Annotated in this window: 18 protein-coding genes, 1 tRNA gene and 1 riboswitch; of the genes, 11 read left to right on the top strand and 8 right to left on the bottom strand. The window is 49.1% G+C overall.

Annotated elements, in window-relative coordinates:
- Positions 1 to 176 precede the first annotated feature (176 nt).
- From moaE to moaA, 5 genes are all read right to left on the bottom strand, one after another.
- The gene (moaE, locus tag P2G85_RS09200) at positions 177 to 632 is read right to left on the bottom strand and encodes a molybdopterin synthase catalytic subunit MoaE (RefSeq protein ID WP_275863798.1); all 456 of its coding nucleotides are present in this window, start codon (positions 630 to 632) and stop codon (positions 177 to 179) included.
- A 1-nt stretch (position 633) separates the two neighbouring features.
- The gene (gene moaD, locus P2G85_RS09195) at positions 634 to 891 is read right to left on the bottom strand and encodes a molybdopterin synthase sulfur carrier subunit (protein WP_275863797.1); all 258 of its coding nucleotides are present in this window, start codon (positions 889 to 891) and stop codon (positions 634 to 636) included.
- The gene (gene moaC, locus P2G85_RS09190; protein WP_275863796.1) at positions 891 to 1,367 is read right to left on the bottom strand and encodes a cyclic pyranopterin monophosphate synthase MoaC; all 477 of its coding nucleotides are present in this window, start codon (positions 1,365 to 1,367) and stop codon (positions 891 to 893) included. The genes moaD and moaC overlap by 1 nt, the downstream gene beginning before the upstream one ends.
- A gap of 26 nt (positions 1,368 to 1,393) precedes the next feature.
- On the bottom strand, positions 1,394 to 1,906 hold the full coding sequence (gene moaB, locus P2G85_RS09185; protein WP_275863795.1) for a molybdenum cofactor biosynthesis protein B: 513 nt from the start codon (positions 1,904 to 1,906) through the stop codon (positions 1,394 to 1,396).
- 97 nt (positions 1,907 to 2,003) lie between these two features.
- Complete coding sequence (moaA, locus tag P2G85_RS09180) at positions 2,004 to 2,993, bottom strand: GTP 3',8-cyclase MoaA (RefSeq protein ID WP_275863794.1); 990 nt, start codon at positions 2,991 to 2,993, stop codon at positions 2,004 to 2,006.
- Positions 2,982 to 3,115, bottom strand: a riboswitch (molybdenum cofactor riboswitch). (Overlaps the previous gene by 12 nt.)
- A gap of 175 nt (positions 3,116 to 3,290) precedes the next feature.
- Between moaA and P2G85_RS09175 the strand changes: the two genes are divergently transcribed.
- Positions 3,291 to 4,181: a YvcK family protein gene (locus P2G85_RS09175; RefSeq protein WP_275863793.1), complete on the top strand. Its 891-nt coding sequence runs from the start codon at positions 3,291 to 3,293 to the stop codon at positions 4,179 to 4,181.
- A gap of 92 nt (positions 4,182 to 4,273) precedes the next feature.
- On the opposite strand, the gene luxU is transcribed toward P2G85_RS09175, so the two are convergent.
- From luxU to uvrB, 3 genes are all read right to left on the bottom strand, one after another.
- Positions 4,274 to 4,612, bottom strand: a complete 339-nt coding sequence (gene luxU, locus P2G85_RS09170; RefSeq protein ID WP_275863792.1) for a quorum-sensing phosphorelay protein LuxU — start codon at positions 4,610 to 4,612, stop codon at positions 4,274 to 4,276.
- Positions 4,613 to 4,614: 2 nt separating this feature from the next.
- Positions 4,615 to 6,018: a quorum-sensing sigma-54 dependent transcriptional regulator LuxO gene (luxO, locus tag P2G85_RS09165; protein ID WP_275863791.1), complete on the bottom strand. Its 1,404-nt coding sequence runs from the start codon at positions 6,016 to 6,018 to the stop codon at positions 4,615 to 4,617.
- Positions 6,019 to 6,278: 260 nt separating this feature from the next.
- Complete coding sequence (gene uvrB / locus P2G85_RS09160; protein WP_275863790.1) at positions 6,279 to 8,309, bottom strand: excinuclease ABC subunit UvrB; 2,031 nt, start codon at positions 8,307 to 8,309, stop codon at positions 6,279 to 6,281.
- Between the two features lie 568 nt (positions 8,310 to 8,877).
- Between uvrB and P2G85_RS09155 the strand changes: the two genes are divergently transcribed.
- The 10 genes from P2G85_RS09155 to P2G85_RS09110 all read left to right on the top strand — a co-directional run bounded on the left by P2G85_RS09155 (position 8,878) and on the right by P2G85_RS09110 (position 17,398).
- A tRNA-Asn gene (locus P2G85_RS09155) sits at positions 8,878 to 8,953 on the top strand.
- A 395-nt stretch (positions 8,954 to 9,348) separates the two neighbouring features.
- Entirely contained in the window at positions 9,349 to 9,927 is a 579-nt protein-coding gene (rsxA, locus tag P2G85_RS09150) for an electron transport complex subunit RsxA (RefSeq protein WP_275863789.1), read from the top strand.
- Positions 9,928 to 9,930: 3 nt separating this feature from the next.
- Positions 9,931 to 10,524, top strand: coding sequence for an electron transport complex subunit RsxB (gene rsxB / locus P2G85_RS09145; protein ID WP_275863788.1), 594 nt, complete (start codon positions 9,931 to 9,933; stop codon positions 10,522 to 10,524).
- A gap of 8 nt (positions 10,525 to 10,532) precedes the next feature.
- Complete coding sequence (gene rsxC, locus P2G85_RS09140) at positions 10,533 to 13,187, top strand: electron transport complex subunit RsxC (RefSeq protein ID WP_275863787.1); 2,655 nt, start codon at positions 10,533 to 10,535, stop codon at positions 13,185 to 13,187.
- Positions 13,187 to 14,233 carry an electron transport complex subunit RsxD gene (gene rsxD, locus P2G85_RS09135; protein WP_275863786.1) on the top strand — a complete coding sequence of 349 codons (1,047 nt, stop codon included), beginning with the start codon at positions 13,187 to 13,189 and terminating at the stop codon, positions 14,231 to 14,233. The genes rsxC and rsxD overlap by 1 nt, the downstream gene beginning before the upstream one ends.
- 7 nt (positions 14,234 to 14,240) lie before the next feature.
- The gene (gene rsxG / locus P2G85_RS09130) at positions 14,241 to 14,879 is read left to right on the top strand and encodes an electron transport complex subunit RsxG (protein WP_275863785.1); all 639 of its coding nucleotides are present in this window, start codon (positions 14,241 to 14,243) and stop codon (positions 14,877 to 14,879) included.
- Complete coding sequence (locus tag P2G85_RS09125) at positions 14,872 to 15,564, top strand: electron transport complex subunit E (protein ID WP_275863784.1); 693 nt, start codon at positions 14,872 to 14,874, stop codon at positions 15,562 to 15,564. The genes rsxG and P2G85_RS09125 overlap by 8 nt, the downstream gene beginning before the upstream one ends.
- A 79-nt stretch (positions 15,565 to 15,643) precedes the next feature.
- Positions 15,644 to 16,285 (top strand): endonuclease III, encoded by a 642-nt coding sequence (gene nth, locus P2G85_RS09120; protein ID WP_275863783.1) that lies wholly within the window; start codon positions 15,644 to 15,646, stop codon positions 16,283 to 16,285.
- A 31-nt stretch (positions 16,286 to 16,316) separates the two neighbouring features.
- A complete protein-coding gene (gloA, locus tag P2G85_RS09115) occupies positions 16,317 to 16,733 on the top strand; it encodes a lactoylglutathione lyase (protein WP_275863782.1) in 417 nt (138 codons plus the stop codon).
- 230 nt (positions 16,734 to 16,963) lie between these two features.
- Entirely contained in the window at positions 16,964 to 17,398 is a 435-nt protein-coding gene (locus P2G85_RS09110; RefSeq protein ID WP_275863781.1) for a DUF2753 domain-containing protein, read from the top strand.
- Positions 17,399 to 17,466: the final 68 nt, after the last annotated feature.

Raw genomic sequence — 17,466 nt, 5'->3', positions numbered from 1 at the left:
TGTTGCGAAGAGAATCACCACCGTGCCAGGCAGTGAAAAAACAAACAATAAAAACAGAGGGAATGACAGCAGGTTTTGGTATTCAAGCGGCTGATAGCAAGCATATGACAGTAGATAAGACTGACAATTAATAATGAGTCAGCCTTATCTTGTTTCAGGCGTTTTTACTCGGAGCGTTACTTCACCCAGCGCTGCGCCGCTTGATGATCTGAATCTCGTGAATCGATCCAACGACTTTCCTGAGTAGTGCGCTCTTTTTTCCAGAATGGCGCTTTGGTCTTAAGATAATCCATAATGAACTCGCAGGCTTCAAATGCAGCACCACGATGCGCACTGGAGACACCCACAAACACAATCTGGTCACCGCTAGCCATATCACCCACCCTGTGAATAACACGCACACCAAGTAGCGGCCATCGAGCTTCGGCCTGGTTACAAATATCACTTAAGCTCTTCTCGGTCATACCCGGATAATGCTCTAGATGCAAACCGACAACATTTTCGCCAAGGTTCATATCTCGAACTTTACCGATGAAGGTTACTACCGCGCCAGCAGCCGTCCCTTCCGACAAGCGTTGATATTCTTGATCAACAGAAAAGTCTTCAACTTGGACAGAAACACGAGGATCCATCTTAGCCTCCCGTAACCGGTGGGAAAAACGCCACTTCATCGCCCGCTTTTACTTCACTGTCCAGCGGTACGATTGACTGGTTAACGGCTGCAAGCAGTTTACCCGGCTCCAGGGCAAGCTCCCACTTGCCAGTTTTATCCGTCGCGGTATTCACAAGATGCGCACGAACCGCTTCAACCGTATCGAATTGACCGTCAAGCTCCAAGCCATCTAACCCAACCAGCTCACGGGTTTGAGCAAAAAAAAGTACTTTAATCATCATTCCGCCTTAAAGTGACCTGATTTACCGCCGACCTTTTCCAGCAGACGAACCTGACCAATCACCATGTCTTTTTGTACCGCTTTACACATGTCGTAAATCGTCAACGCTGCCACAGAGGCTGCGGTTAGTGCCTCCATCTCCACGCCGGTTTTACCCGCAAGCTTGCAAACTGACTCTATACGTACTTTGTTCTCGGACGTAATCGCTTCCAGCTGCACTTCCACTTTGGATAGTAACAGCGGATGGCAAAGCGGGATCAGATCCCAGGTTTTTTTTGCCGCTTGAATACCGGCAATCCGCGCGGTCGCAAACACGTCACCTTTGTGGTGCTGTCCGGAGACAATCAGCTCAAGCGTTTCCGCAGACATGTGCACTAATGCTTCGGCACGCGCTTCACGAACCGTATCAGCTTTGGCTGACACGTCGACCATATTCGCTTCGCCTGAGGCGTTAATGTGGGTTAGTTGGGTCATGGTTTTTCCTTCGCGTTGCAGCAAGGTTACACTGAGAGGTGCGGCATGAAGTTACACGGACGGTGGCTGGCATCTAACTGCTGCTTAATGATCTTGGTCCATCCGGTACGGCAGGCACCGGTCGATCCCGGCATGGCAAAAATCACGGTGTGATTAGCAAAACCGGCAATCGCGCGCGACTGAATGGTCGAAGTACCAATCTCTTCGTAAGACACCATACGGAACAGCTCACCAAAGCCTTCCACTTCTTTATCAAACAGTGGCTTGAGAGCCTCTGGAGTACTATCACGCGAAGTGAAACCCGTTCCTCCGGTGATCATCACCGCCTGTACGTTTTCATCTGCGATCCATTGTGAAACAATCGCGCGGATTTTGTACATGTCGTCAATAACAATTTGCTTGTCAACTACGTTGTGACCCGCTTCTTTCGCGTGTTCAACAAGGTAACCGCCGGAGGTGTCGTTTTCTTCCGTGCGAGTGTCAGATACCGTCAGCACGGCAATGTTTGCAGGTTGGAATTTACTTTCAGCGTGACCCATTTATTCACCTTTTTATTCGCTGTGATACGCCAGGGTATCGATTCTGGATAAAGTCAACGGGAGCGCTGTGTGCCCCCAGTATGAAATCTAATTGGAATTAACCACCAATGGACGCCAGATGCGGAGTCATTCCGCTGTTGCCATCATGCAAAAAGTGGCTTGCCGATTTGGTTTGCAGCTGAGCCTGGATACGTTCGATCAATTGCTCCTCTTGCTCATCATGCTCGAGTAAGTCACGCAGTTCCGCCCCATGCTCACCAAACAAACACAAATGCAACTTACCGGTCGCCGATACACGCAAGCGGTTACAGCTCTCACAAAAGTCCTTTTCATACGGCATGATAAGACCGATCTCGCCCTGGTAGTCCGGATGGACAAACACCTGTGCCGGGCCATCATTGTGCGAGCGAACTTTTAGTAACCAGCCGTTGGCAATCAATTGATTACGAATTGCCACTCCGGAAACATGGTGCTTGTTGAACAAATCGTCCATCTCACCAGTCTGCATTAATTCAATAAACCGCAGTTGGATAGGCCGGTTCTTAATCCAGTTAAGAAATGCTGGCAGTTCATGATGGTTTAAGTCTTTCATCAACACCACATTGACTTTGACCTGTTCGAAACCAGCGTCAAACGCACGCTCAATACCGTCCATCACCTGGCTAAACTTATTTTCACCCGTGATTTGATGAAACATGCGCGGATCAAGACTATCAACGCTGACATTAATTTGGGTCAACCCGGCGTCACGCCATTTATGCACCTGCTTCGCCATCCGGTAGCCGTTGGTGGTCGTGGCCACCTTTTCAATACCCGGCGTTTGAGCAACAGTATGAATAATCTCTGAAAAATCTTTACGCAGGCTAGGCTCACCACCAGTGATGCGCACTTTAGAGGTACCACAGTCGGCGAATGCCCTTACCACCCGTTTGATTTCAGGAAGAGACAAAAAAGATGAGTTTTTATTACCCGCAGGCTGATAACCATCAGGCAGGCAATAGGTACACTTGAAATTACAGACATCCGTCACAGACAGACGTAAATAATAAAACTTACGATGAAATTTATCTTCGAATTGTTGCGCCACGGAACACCTTTCCAAACACGGGAGGCATAATCATTTCCAATTATGCCCTTGTGACCTAATGTCACTGGCTTAACAGGCGTATCTTAAGACTTAGCACTGTAAGCTCGGAGTTATGGCAACTGCAGATCGCTATACCTGCAGTAGCTTTGCCGTGTAAAATACTGAATATTTAGAGTGGAATCCAGACCCAAAAGATAAAAATCTTCAAGGAAACACAAATTCCACCTAATGAGTATCACAATGTTTATCATTAAGATAAATTGTAGTCGTTTATGAAAAAAATATAAGAAGAACTTAATGAATATCTACACCGATAAAAAAGTTGTCGCAGTTGGTGGCGGTCATGGCTTAGGCCGTATGCTGGCGGCATTAAAGGAGTTTGGTGGCAATGCAACCGGGATCGTCGCGACCACTGACAACGGCGGCTCAACCGGGCGGATCCGCGATTGCCAGGGAGGCATAGCCTGGGGCGATACCCGCAACTGTATTAACCAGTTGATCACCGAACCTTCCATCAGTTCAATGATGTTTGAATATCGCTTTAAAGGTGCGGGGGAACTTAACGGGCATAACTTGGGTAACTTGATGCTTACCGCGTTAGATAACCTGTCGGTCCGTCCGTTGGATGCGATCAACCTGATCCGTAATATGCTTAAGGTCGATGTCCATATTGTACCGATGTCGGAACATCCATCAGATTTAACCGCTTTAGCGGTCGACGGTCAGGTTGTCACCGGTGAAACCAGCGTCGACGAAATGGAAAAAGACTTACGTCGCCTGGATCTCTCACCAGAAGTGCCGGCAACCAAAGAAGCTGTACTCGCGTTAGCTGAAGCTGACGCAATAATCCTTGGTCCGGGTAGTTTTTTAACCAGTATTATGCCGCCATTGTTGTTACCGGAGCTGGGAAAGGCGATTGCTGAGAACACGCGAGCCAAGTTGATTTTTGTCGCCAACCTGAGCCCGGAGTTCGGGCCTGCGGGCAGGATGTCACTGGAGAGCAAACTGGAATGGTGTGAACGCGCCTGCCAAGGACGCCGGATAGATGTGGTGTTAGCCGAGGAAGCCGAAGATGAAGTGCTTGCACGCTGGAACGTAGTCACCCATTCGCTTGCTTCCGCTAACCGTGACTGGCGCCATGATCGGGAAAAACTCAAGCACGCGATCGAACAACAGCTAAAAAGCTAAAAAGCTAAAAAGCTAAAAAGCCTTCATCATGATGAAGGCTTTTTCAATCCTGGGCTACTTTAGCTTAGCGGTTAAGTACTTTGGCTCAGCGATTAAGGCTGCCAACTACGGTAGCGCTCTCTGGTTGTCTCCAACACTAACTGCATCTGAGCCGCATAGTCACTAACTGTCGTCAGTTGCCCCGCTTTTACCTGCTTATCAATAGTGAGTGCCAAATCACACAAGCAATCAGCACCAAAACTCGCGGCACTGCTCTTCAGGGCGTGGCTGATCTCTTTCAGGTAGGCTTCCTGTCTTTCAACCGGCAACTCGGCCAAGGTATCGATATACGTATCCATTTCGCCGAGAAAAATCCCCAGTAAAACCGGAACATTATCCACGCCGATTTCCTCCGCCAGCTCAGTTATTTTACTCTCATTCAGCACATCCATGGCTAGGCTCCCTGCTCTTCTTTTCTACTGTTCCACGTCTGCAATTTGCGGTATATCGTCGATGGGCTGACATCCAGATAACCTGCCGCCCTTGGTACATTACCATCACACGCCTTAATCGCCTGTTCTATCGCTCTTTTCTCAGTTAACCACAACGGGATGATGTCAGAGACCGACAATGTTTCATTGACCAGCGCTGGAACTTCAGCCGGATGTTTAGCCGGCTGGTTTAATGGCGGCGGCAACATCTCCAAGGTAATTTCTTTGCCGGTGTTAAGAACCACAATATTCCTCAACACATTCTGCAACTGACGTACATTACCCGGCCACGCATAACGATTAAAACACTCGATCACTTCAGGTGAAAAACGCACAAAACTTTTGCCTTCTTCATGCGACATATAGCCAAGCAGTGAATAGGCGATTTCAATCACATCTTCACCCCGTTCACGCAATGGCGGCAAATGCAGCGGAATTACATACAAACGGTAATACAGATCTTCACGGAAACGGCCTTCTTGGACCTCTTTCCAAGGATCACGGTTAGTCGCACACACAAAGCGTACATCGACACTCTTCATCTTGGAGGAGCCGACTTTCTGGAAAGTACCGGTCTGGATAAAACGCAGCAATTTGGTCTGTAGATCCAGATCCATTTCACACAGCTCATCAAGGAACAGAGTGCCCCCATCTGCCAGTTCAGCCGCCCCCTGACGATCATTGGCCGCACCAGTAAAGGCCCCTTTCACATGGCCAAACAGCTCACTTTCAATCAGATCTTTCGGGATAGCGGCACAGTTGATGGCAATAAAAGGTTTATCACCGCGTTTGCTGGCGGCGTGAATAGCCTCGGCGCACACCTCTTTACCCGTTCCGCTTTCACCGGTAATAAAAATACTCGCTTTACTACCCGCGGCCGAGTCAATGGTACGATAGACCTGCTGCATGGTCTGACTGCTGCCGATAAAACCCTGGTAACTCTGATTGCCCGGATTATCCGCTTCATTTTTGAGTTTGGTCGCTTTGCGAATCGCATTATTGACGGTGACACGTAAACGGTCTGCCTCGCAGGGTTTGATCAGAAAGTCCTGTGAACCATGACGCATCGCCTCTACGGCCGTGTCGATAGAACCATGTGCCGTCATAAAAATGATCGGCACGTCCGGATGGGAGTTCTTCACGGCATGGAGAACATCCATTCCGGTCATGTCCGGCAAACGCAGATCAAGCAGGATTAAATCAGGGATACGATGCTTGAGGCTGTCGATAGCATCCCGCCCGGTACCGACAATATTAATATCAATGCCCAATGGGGTGAGATAGGAACGATACAGCGCCGCAACAGAAGCGGTATCCTCAACCATCAATAAGTAACGGGATTTTTGCCCCTCTGTCTTTGATTGCATAACCTAGCCGATTTTTCGTTGTGTTTTAAACAATAATCGCATTACGCTTTGCAATTTGCAAAATTTTATTTATTCCAAAATCGACTTGGAGTACAAATGGAACGGAATATCAATAGCATAAAGGGTGGCATAATCTGTGCTTCAACTAGCCTGACCCCTCGGGTCACCTAGCCAACTGACGTTGTTAGTGAACGAAGACATGTTCACAAAACGAGCCAATAGACCTGCGTGCCTATTGGCTTTTTTTTACCTGTTGAGCTTCAGCTGTTGGCGATAAACTGGGCCCGGAGTTTCTCAATCTGATCCCGCTTCTCCGCCGCTAACTCAAATTCCAGATCCTGTGCATGCCGGTACATGGCAGCTTCCAGCTTACTGATCTCTTTCTCCAGTTGTTGCGGCGACAAAACTTCATAACCCTGTGACGGCTCGGCCACTTTGCTAAGGGGAACCGCCGTCGTGCTACGCTGCCTTTTCGATTTAGTGATATCTCCCAACTCCATGATATCTTTAACGTTACGTTTCAGCGCTTGTGGTTCGATGCCCATTTTTTCATTATAGGCGTGCTGTTTTTCCCGGCGACGGTTGGTTTCATCCATCGCTTTTTTCATCGACTTGGTGATGGTGTCAGCGTACAGGATCGCTTTACCATGCAGGTTACGCGCAGCACGACCAATAGTCTGGATCAGTGAACGTTCCGAACGTAAAAAGCCCTCTTTGTCAGCATCTAATATTGCCACTAAAGAGACCTCCGGCATGTCCAGGCCTTCGCGCAATAAGTTAATCCCCACCAGCACATCAAACTCACCTAAACGCAGATCACGAATGATCTCCACCCGCTCTACAGTATCGATATCAGAGTGCAGGTAACGCACCTTTACCCCGTGCTCGTGCAGGTACTCCGTTAAATCCTCCGCCATCCGTTTGGTCAGGGTTGTGACCAACACCCGCTCATCCTTCCCGGCACGAATGCGAATTTCAGACAACAAATCGTCGACTTGTGTCGCCACCGGGCGCACTTCCAGGATCGGATCCAGCAAACCGGTCGGACGGACGACTTGATCGGCGACTTCGCCAGCCGACTTCTCCAGCTCATAATTACCCGGCGTTGCAGACACAAATATCGTCTGTGGTGCCAGCGACTCGAACTCTTCAAACTTAAGTGGCCGGTTGTCCAAAGCGGATGGCAGGCGAAAACCATACTCAACCAAAGTTTCTTTACGCGAGCGATCCCCTTTATACATGGCACCAATTTGCGGCACGGTTACGTGTGATTCATCAATCACCAGCAAGCCATCATGGGGCAGATAGTCAAATAAGGTCGGCGGCGGCTCGCCTTCAGAACGGCCGCTGAGGTAGCGTGAGTAGTTTTCGATCCCCGAGCAAAAACCCAGTTCGTTCATCATCTCAATATCAAACTGAGTGCGCTGAGTGATACGCTGCTCTTCCAGCAGCTTGTTGTTGTCGAGCAAATACTTTTGACGAGTACGCAACTCCTCCTTGATCTGTTCTATCGCTTCCAGCACGCGATCCCGGGGCGTAACATAGTGAGTTTTGGGATAGATAGTGTAGCGAGGCAGATCACGCTGCTTAACCACACCGGTAAGCGGGTCAAACACGCTGATACAGTCGATTTCATCGTCAAACATCTCAATACGGACTGCATCTTGATCAGATTCCGCAGGAAACACATCGATCACTTCCCCACGAACCCGAAACTGCCCACGCTCAAAAGCCACATCGTTACGCGAATACTGCAGTTCAGCCAGACGTCGTAATATATCGCGTTGATCGATGACATCCCCCCGACGCAAATGCAACATCATCTGCAGGTAGGATTCCGGATCGCCCAAACCATAAATCGCCGAAACTGAGGCGACAATAATAGCGTCTTTTCTTTCAAGAAGAGCTTTGGTGGCCGAGAGGCGCATCTGCTCGATATGGGCATTCACAGACGCATCTTTTTCAATAAACGTATCTGTGGTTGGCACATAGGCTTCCGGCTGGTAGTAATCGTAGTAAGAGACAAAATACTCTACGGCGTTGTTGGGAAAGAAGGCTTTCATTTCACCGTACAGTTGCGCCGCCAGAGTTTTATTCGGAGCAAGTAAGATGGCTGGCCGTTGCGATTGGGCAATCACATTAGCCAAAGTAAAAGTCTTACCCGAGCCGGTCACGCCTAATAGCGTCTGATGAGCTAAACCGGCATCTAACCCTTCCAGTAATTGCTTAATTGCTTCTGGTTGATCACCCGACGGCTTATAATCAGAGGCTAACTCGTACACCTTACTCATACTATTCCTCAAACGGTTCTCTGCTCGTTACCAACTGTATATATATACACCTTTAACCATGAAATCTACGGCATTTTTACTATTATTGCCGAATAAAATCATTTTTCGTCTAGTTGTTGCTTTTATCCTAGTATTCTAAAAGCAACTCTGGTATATTGCTCCGCCCGAGTTGGCCATGTCAGCGCCAAAATCTAGTAGCTTATTTCCACAACTTTTCCCCAAAAAATCGAATAATCTCCTATTTTTTCTTATTGAACATTTTTTACCCCCAAATCGAGCCAAACCCACAATTCCCATAAATTACTGTTTTACAGGCCTATTTTTAACCAAACCACCGCTATTTGCAGCGAAATGTGCAAACTAGGTGCATATCAACCAAAGTTGCTCAGATTTCATTAACACACTTATCCACAGTTTTGGTGGATAAGTAATGCCAGGCCTTGAGCGGCAAAGAGTACAAAAAAGTAAAGACTCTAGAGGCAAATATTTTTTATTTTTTTCTGTCATTTGGGTGTTGACTCTTTGAAAGTAGCTCGGTAACATTCCTCCCGCTTTCACGCAAAGCTATTCCCCCTTAGTTCAGTTGGTAGAACGGCGGACTGTTAATCCGTATGTCGCAGGTTCGAGTCCCGCAGGGGGAGCCAAATTTCAGAGGCCCAGTCGTAAGACTGGGCCTTTTTCGTTTCTAGCTGCGACCGGCTTGTGCCAAGCCAATGTCTCAGAGCTGGCCGCCCGCGTTGACTCCCGCAGGGGGAGCCATAGCAACGCAGTCAGACCGGGCCTGATTCCTACCCGCCTGCAACTGAATTTCTCCTGGCTGAAGTAACTTCTCTGGTTTGGCCGTTTTAGATCACCCAGTTCCCACCCATCCAGCTCAATAATCATCCCTTAAGCCTTTCGTTTGGCTAGGATTTCACCTTTCTTCCTCACTTTGGCGTACAAATATGCATCATGCATATAAAACCACATAGTTCACTGGTTGTTATTAAGTTCACAAAACACGATAATATTGGGATCGGATTTTAAGAACGTAATAACTATGACCGAATATATTTTGTTGTTAATCGGCACCGTGCTGGTAAACAACTTTGTCCTGGTAAAATTTTTAGGCTTATGCCCGTTTATGGGGGTGTCTAAAAAACTGGAAACTGCAATTGGCATGGGGTTAGCGACAACATTCGTACTGACCCTGGCATCGGTATGCTCGTATCTGGTAGAGAGTTATATTCTTAGCCCGCTTGGAATAGAGTATCTACGTACCATGAGCTTCATTCTGGTAATCGCTGTGGTAGTACAGTTTACAGAAATGGTGGTGCATAAAACCAGCCCTACTCTGTATCGCCTGCTGGGCATCTTCCTGCCGTTGATCACCACAAACTGTGCCGTGCTGGGCGTTGCTCTGCTCAATATCAACGAAAACCATAACTTTATTGAATCCATTATTTATGGTTTTGGTGCTGCGGTTGGTTTTTCAATGGTACTGATCCTGTTTGCGTCGATGCGTGAACGCCTCGCTGCCGCAGATGTACCGATGCCATTTAAAGGCGCCTCAATTGCGATGATCACCGCAGGCTTAATGTCGCTGGCCTTTATGGGCTTTACAGGTTTGGTGAAATAGACAATGAGTACGATATTAATTGCTATCATCGCATTGGTTGCCCTAGCTGCTGTATTTGGCGCAATTTTGGGGTTCGCCTCGGTACGATTCAAAGTTGAAGCCGATCCAATCGTCGATCAAATTGATGCTATCTTGCCGCAAACCCAGTGTGGCCAATGTGGTTACCCGGGCTGTCGTCCCTATGCCGAAGCCATTGCAAACGGTGACAGCATCAATAAATGCCCGCCGGGAGGCCAGGCCACGATTGAAAAGCTGGCCGATTTAATGGGGGTTGAGCCCGAAGAGTCAGCGCATGACTTGGAAAATGCGCTGCCAACGGTGGCCTTTATTCATGAAGACATGTGTATTGGGTGTACAAAGTGCATTCAGGCCTGTCCGGTTGATGCCATCGTCGGCGGAACCAAAGCCCTGCATACTGTGATTAAAGACGAGTGCACCGGTTGCGATCTGTGTGTTGCTCCATGTCCGACCGACTGTATTGAGATGATCCCGTTGGAAACCACCACTGATAACTGGAAGTGGCAACTCAATACCATTCCTGTCGTCAATATCACCGATGCTGCCGACGCAGCTAAAGTTACTGTTTCAAAGAATTAAGGTCGCACATGTTGTCTTTGATTGAACAAATTCGTACTGGCTCATTATGGGACTTCCCTGGTGGTGTGCATCCGGCAGAGAATAAAAAACAGTCCAACAAAATCGAACTGGCCCATGCGGCTATTCCGCAAGAGATCATCCTGCCCCTCAAACAACACATCGGCAAAGCCGGTAACCTGTTGATTGAAGCTGGCGAACATGTGTTGAAAGGCCAGCCTTTAACCTCTTCTGACAGTGGTTTTATCTTACCGGTTCACGCACCGACTTCAGGCAGAGTTGTGGCCATCGAACCGAGAACCGTGGCCCATCCTTCCGGTTTAAGTGAGCCATGCTTGGTGATGATTCCCGATGGTAAAGATGAGTGGGCTGAGAAGAAACCAGTCACCGATTATACCGAAGAAAACGCAGAAGCCTTAATCGACGTGATCCGCCTGGCCGGCATTTCCGGAATGGGCGGCGCCGGTTTCCCCAGCGCGAAGAAAATTCAATCCGGCTTAGCCCGCACGGAAATCTTCATCGTCAACGCGGCCGAGTGTGAACCTTACATCACCGCAGATGACAAATTGATGCAAGAGTATGCTCACGAGATCATTCAGGGTATCGAGGTCGTGGAGCATATCCTTAAGCCTAAGCTGACTGTTATTGGTATCGAGGACAATAAGCCGGAAGCAGTCAAAGCTCTTGAGCAGGCCGCATTAAACAAAGACATTGTGATCCGAGTAATCCCAACCAAGTACCCATCAGGTGGTGAAAAACAGCTGATCAAAATCCTGACGAACAAAGAGGTTCCGAGCGGAGGCATTCCAGCTGATATTGGTATTCTGGTGCAGAATGTCGGCTCGCTCTACGCCATCAAACGCGCTGTGGTGGACGGTGAGCCAATGATTAACCGCGTAGTAACGTTAACCGGGAAAGCGTTCAAGAAGCCCCGTAACGTATGGGCGCTACTCGGGACCCCGGTTCAGGCACTGCTTGACGAATTTGGCTACAAAGCTGACAAAAAACTACCACGCTTGATCATGGGTGGTCCGATGATGGGCTTTACCCTACCTCACGCACAAGTTCCAATCACCAAAACGGCCAACTGCATTCTTGCTCCTACCCGCCACGAAATCTCCGCTCACCAGCATGAAATGGAGTGTATTCGCTGTGGTGCCTGTGCAGAAGCCTGTCCGGCCTCACTGCTGCCTCAGCAGTTGCAATGGCATGCGAAAGCAGAGGAATATGACAAGTTAACCGAACTCAACATCAAAGATTGTATCGAGTGCGGAGCCTGTGCGTTTGTCTGCCCGAGCGAAATCCCGCTGGTACAATACTACCGACAGGCAAAAGCAGAAATCCGTACTCGCGAACAAGAGGCGGAAGCCGCTGAACGTGCCAAACAACGCTTCGAAGAAAAGAAAGCGCGTATCGAGCGTGAAAAAGAAGAGCGGGAAAACCGCTTTAAGAAAGCAGCAGAAGACCGCAGGAAACAGATGAAGTCTTCCGGGGGCGATGATGCCATTGCTGCGGCAATCGCCCGGGTGCAATCGCAAAAGGCCAATGCAGAAACAAAACAGGAGCCGGCCGTGAAACCGGCTGTCGCAGCAGCCATCGCCAAGGCCAAAGCCAAACAAGCGGCCGCAATGCAATCTGGTTCTGAACAACCAGACAATAGCGAGATGGCCAAGTTGCGTGAAGAGCGCAAACGCCTGGCCAGAGAACGTAAAGCCGAAAGAGCGTCCACAGACATGTCATCGCCTGACAGTACCGATGACAAAAAGTCTGCCGTTGCGGCAGCGATTGCCCGCGCCAAAGCACGTAAAACACAGCAGGCTGACATATCACCGGTATCGAAAACACCGGCCCCGGAACAACCACAAGACGATGCGAAGAAAGCTGCCGTTGCTGCCGCAATCGCGCGTGCCAAAGCACGTAAAGCGCAGCATGCTGACGAGCCTTCGGTAACAGAAGCCCTTGCTGATGAACAGCCGCAGGACGATGCGAAAAAAGCCGCCGTTGCCGCCGCAATCGCGCGTGCCAAAGTGCGTAAGGCCGAACAGCAAACACACAAACAAGAAGTGGCTGAAGCCCCGGCTGATGAACAGCCGCAGGATGATCCAAAAAAAGCCGCCGTTGCCGCCGCAATCGCGCGTGCCAAAGCACGTAAAGCTGCACAACAAGCGCACAGCCAGGAAGTGGCGGAAGCCCCTGCTGATGAGCAGCCGCAGGACGATCCAAAAAAGGCCGCCGTTGCCGCCGCGATTGCCCGTGCCAAAGCGCGCAAGGCCGAACAGCAAACGTACAAGCAAGAAATGGCGGAAGCCCCGGCTGATGAACAGCCGCAGGACGATCCCAAAAAGGCTGCGGTCGCCGCCGCAATCGCGCGTGCCAAAGCGCGTAAGGCCAAACAGCAAGCGCACAACCAGGAAGTAGCGGAAACCGCTGCTGATGAGCAGCCGCAGGACGATCCAAAAAAGGCCGCCGTTGCCGCCGCGATTGCGCGTGCCAAAGCACGTAAAGCCGCACAGCAAGCGCACAAGCAAGAAATGGTGGAAGCCCCTGCTGATGAGAAGCCGCAGGACGATCCAAAAAAGGCCGCCGTCGCCGCCGCGATTGCGCGTGCCAAAGCGCGTAAGGCCGAACAACAAGCAAACAAAAACAATTCCGAGGAGAACGAGTAATGTCGTTGTTTATTGCCAGTTCACCCCATACTCGAAGCCGTCGTAGTACTCCGGATCTGATGAAATGGGTCACGATATGTGCGGTACCAGGCTTACTGGCACAAACTTACTTTTTCGGTTGGGGCACCATCATTCAACTTGTGCTTGCAATCGGCCTGGCATTGTCACTCGAAGCCTTGGTCATGGTATTGCGCAAACGCGCTGCCAAAAGTGCTTTACGCGATAACAGTGCACTGGTTACTGCCTGGTTATTGGCGGTGGCAATCCCGCCATGGTCACCTTGGTGGATCCTGCTGATCGGATTGGTGTTTGCAATTGTCATAGCCAAGCACCTGTATGGTGGCATCGGACAAAACTTATTTAATCCGGCCATGGTTGCCTACGTAGTACTTCTGATTTCATTTCCGGTACAAATGACCAGCTGGAGTGCACCCGAGCCTCTTTTGGCCAATCCAGTCAGCTTTGTTGATAGCTTTTCACTGATTTTTACCGGCTTTAGCAGCGAGGGTTTGTCACTACAACAAGTTCGCTCCGGTATCGATGGAATCACTATGGCAACGCCGTTAGATGCGTTTAAAACCGGTATTCACAGTGGTGCAACACCAAGTGAAGTGCTGGCGCAACCTATCTTTGATGGCCTGGCAGGTATCGGCTGGCAATGGGTAAACATTGCCTACTTTATCGGTGGCTTGATCATGCTCAAACAGCGCATCATTCAATGGCATATTCCGGCAGGTTTCCTCGGCAGCTTAATTCTGTTTAGTCTGATTTTCAGTGTTATTACTCCGGGACAAACCGCTTCACCGATATTGCACCTGTTCTCAGGTGCAACCATGCTGGGAGCCTTTTTTATTGCCACAGATCCCGTGTCAGCATCAACGACAGTCAAAGGGCGAGTAATCTTCGGTGCTCTGATTGGAGCACTGGTATTTGTTATCCGTAGCTGGGGTGGATTCCCAGACGGCGTCGCATTTGCCGTCTTGTTGGCCAATATGTGCGTCCCCCTGATCGACTATTACACTAAACCACGAACCTACGGTCACTGAGGCAATCATGATAACTGCTATTCGTAAAAATGGGCTGACACTGGCGATGTTCGCCTGCGCAACAACAGGCCTGGTGGCACTGACTCAGTATTTAACCAAAGATCAGATCCAGCGCCAGGAGCAGGCACAGCTTCTGTCTGTATTGAATCAGGTGATCCCTGAAAATATGCATGACAATGCGCTGTTTAACGCTTGTACTTTAGTAACGGCGCCAGAACTTGGTACAAACCAGGCCATGCCTGCGTATCTGGCCAGTCTTAACGGCCAACCCACCGCGATCGCCATTGAATCAATCGCGCCGGATGGTTACAACGGAGAGATCAAACTCATTACTGCCGTCGATAACCGCGGTCACATCCTTGGCACCCGGGTTCTGACCCATCAGGAAACACCGGGGTTAGGTGACAAAATCGATCTGCGGGTCACCGACTGGATCCTGAGCTTCAGCGGCAAACAGGTGACGGAACAGAATGAGCACAACTGGAAAGTACGTAAAGATGGCGGTGACTTTGATCAGTTCACCGGAGCCACCATTACCCCTCGGGCCGTTGTCAAAGCGGTGAAAAACACCGTAAGCTATGTAAATACAGCCCGCGAACAGATCCTCAACCAACCATTGAACTGCGCCGGAGGTGAGCATGAGTGAAAACCGCCAATTGATGAAAAACGGGATGTGGCATAACAACCCGGCTCTGGTTCAGTTATTGGGCTTGTGTCCGCTATTGGCCGTCTCGTCTACCATCACCAATGCACTTGGCTTAGGTATCGCGACGCTGTTGGTATTAGTCGGCTCCAACGTCACCGTTTCATTAATTCGTGATTACGTTCCGAAAGAGATCCGTATTCCGGTGTTTGTAATGATCATTGCCTCGCTGGTTACCTGCGTCCAGCTATTGATGAATGCCTATGCCTATGGCCTCTACCTTTCGCTAGGGATTTTTATCCCACTGATCGTAACTAACTGCATCATCATCGGCCGTGCAGAAGCCTACGCATCCAAAAATGCTGTGATTCCAGCGGCACTGGATGGCCTGTGGATGGGACTGGGCATGACATCAGTACTGGTAGTCCTTGGCGCTATGCGCGAACTAATCGGCAACGGCACGCTGTTTGATGGTGCCGACCTGCTGCTGGGAGACTGGGCTGCCGCGTTGCGTATTCAAGTATTCCACTTCGACAGCAGCTTCCTATTGGCATTGTTACCACCAGGTGCCTTCATTGGCGTGGGTCTATTGATTGCGCTGAAAAATGTTATCGACAGCTCAATTCAAGCGCGTCAGCCAAAAGAAGAAAAACCTGCCATTGAACGTGCTCGCGTAACTAACGCATAATATTAAAATTCTAAAATCAAGGCTCTACCATTTGTAGGGCCTTTTTCATAAACCGCACAGACGGGTTTGGAAGTCAGCAATGAACAAAACCAAAAGAATTGAAATTCTCAAGCGATTACGAGAAAACAATCCCAATCCTCAAACAGAGCTCAACTGGAACACGCCGTTTGAACTGCTAATTGCCGTACTGCTTTCAGCACAGGCAACGGACGTAAGCGTAAACAAAGCAACAGACAAACTCTACCCGGTTGCAAATACCCCCCAAGGCATTCTTGATTTGGGCGTGGAGGGGTTAAAGCAATACATCAAAACCATTGGTCTGTTTAACTCTAAAGCAGAAAACACCATCAAGACCTGTAAGATCCTGCTGGAAAAACACAACGGTGAAGTCCCTGAAGATCGCGCGGCACTGGAAGCCCTGCCGGGCGTAGGTCGCAAAACCGCCAACGTGGTGTTGAATACCGCATTTGGCTGGCCAACGATCGCCGTAGATACACACATTTATCGCGTCTCGAACCGTACAAAGTTTGCGATGGGTAAAACCGTCGATGACGTAGAAAAAAAACTGCTTAAAGTGGTGCCAAAAGAGTTTAAGCTTGATGTACACCATTGGCTGATCCTTCATGGCCGCTACACTTGTGTGGCAAGAAAGCCCCGCTGTGGAAGCTGCATCATCGAAGATCTGTGTGAATTTAAAGAGAAAGTATATCCAGATAGCTAAGCCTGTCTGAAACAATCGCTAGGAGCAAAAAATGTCAAACGGTCGAATTCTTCACACCATGCTACGCGTGGGTGATCTAGACAAATCTATCAAGTTCTACACTGAAGTAATGGGCATGCAACTGCTTCGTACCAATGAAAATAAAGAGTACGAATACACGCTAGCTTTCCTTGGCTACGGTGACGAATCGCAAGGTGCCGTTATTGAGTTGACTTACAACTGGGGGACAACCGAGTACGACTTAGGCACTGCGTTCGGTCATATCGCTATCGGCGTTGATGACATTTACACTACTTGCGATGCAATCAAAGCAGCAGGCGGCAATGTCACGCGAGAACCCGGCCCGGTAAAAGGTGGTACCACCCATATTGCCTTCGTAAAAGATCCTGATGGCTACATGATTGAACTTATCCAGAACAAACAAGCGTCAGCTGGTTTGGCAGGTTAACCCGGCATCATTCCTATCTGGATCAGACAACTTACAGATAGTTGTGCAGATAACCACTGAGCACATCTAATGTTGGAAATAGTTATCTGAAAACTGAGACAATCGACATTGATTTTAGGCAGGTCTGCGACCTGCCTTTTTTATTTCTCCACTGATATTCACGATTGCCTTTACATAATAATGATTATCACTTAGATTTGACTCACCTTTACGTTTATAGGACAGAGATAATGATCAGTGACTGGGAAAAACACACCCTTCTGGCGGATACCGCGCTGCAACTTGATGATCCAATCCGCAGCATTCTCCATTACCAGCAAGCACTCAATCTGAGTGAAGAGATCGGCACCAGCATCGATATCTCTGCGGATGAAAAGCTGCTGATTTCAGTTATCTCATGCCATAATCTGGCGCGATTCTGGCGTTGGGTCGGTGATGCAGAGTATGAACTTAAATATCTGCAACTTGCATCAGAAAAAGTGTTAATGCTGATCCCACAATGCCCCCATCGGCAATGTGCCAGTTTCATCGACTCGATTGGTTGTTGCACCAAGGCTTTGGTCGATTACATGAAACGTCACCCGAACCCATTGATTGCCAAGCAAGTTGAAAAAATAAACTCAGCAACCAATTGCGAAATTATCGCCAAGTTTCGGCTGAACTAGTTCCACTCAGCCATCGGCAGCTCAATTAGCCCTATCACACCACTGTTATCCGGTTCACCCGATACTGA

The sequence above is a fragment of the Vibrio sp. CAU 1672 genome (assembly GCF_029223195.1).
GTDB lineage: Bacteria > Pseudomonadota > Gammaproteobacteria > Enterobacterales > Vibrionaceae > Vibrio.
The sequence above is the reverse complement of the archived record's forward strand: the minus strand, read 5'-3'. Positions and strand labels throughout refer to the sequence as shown.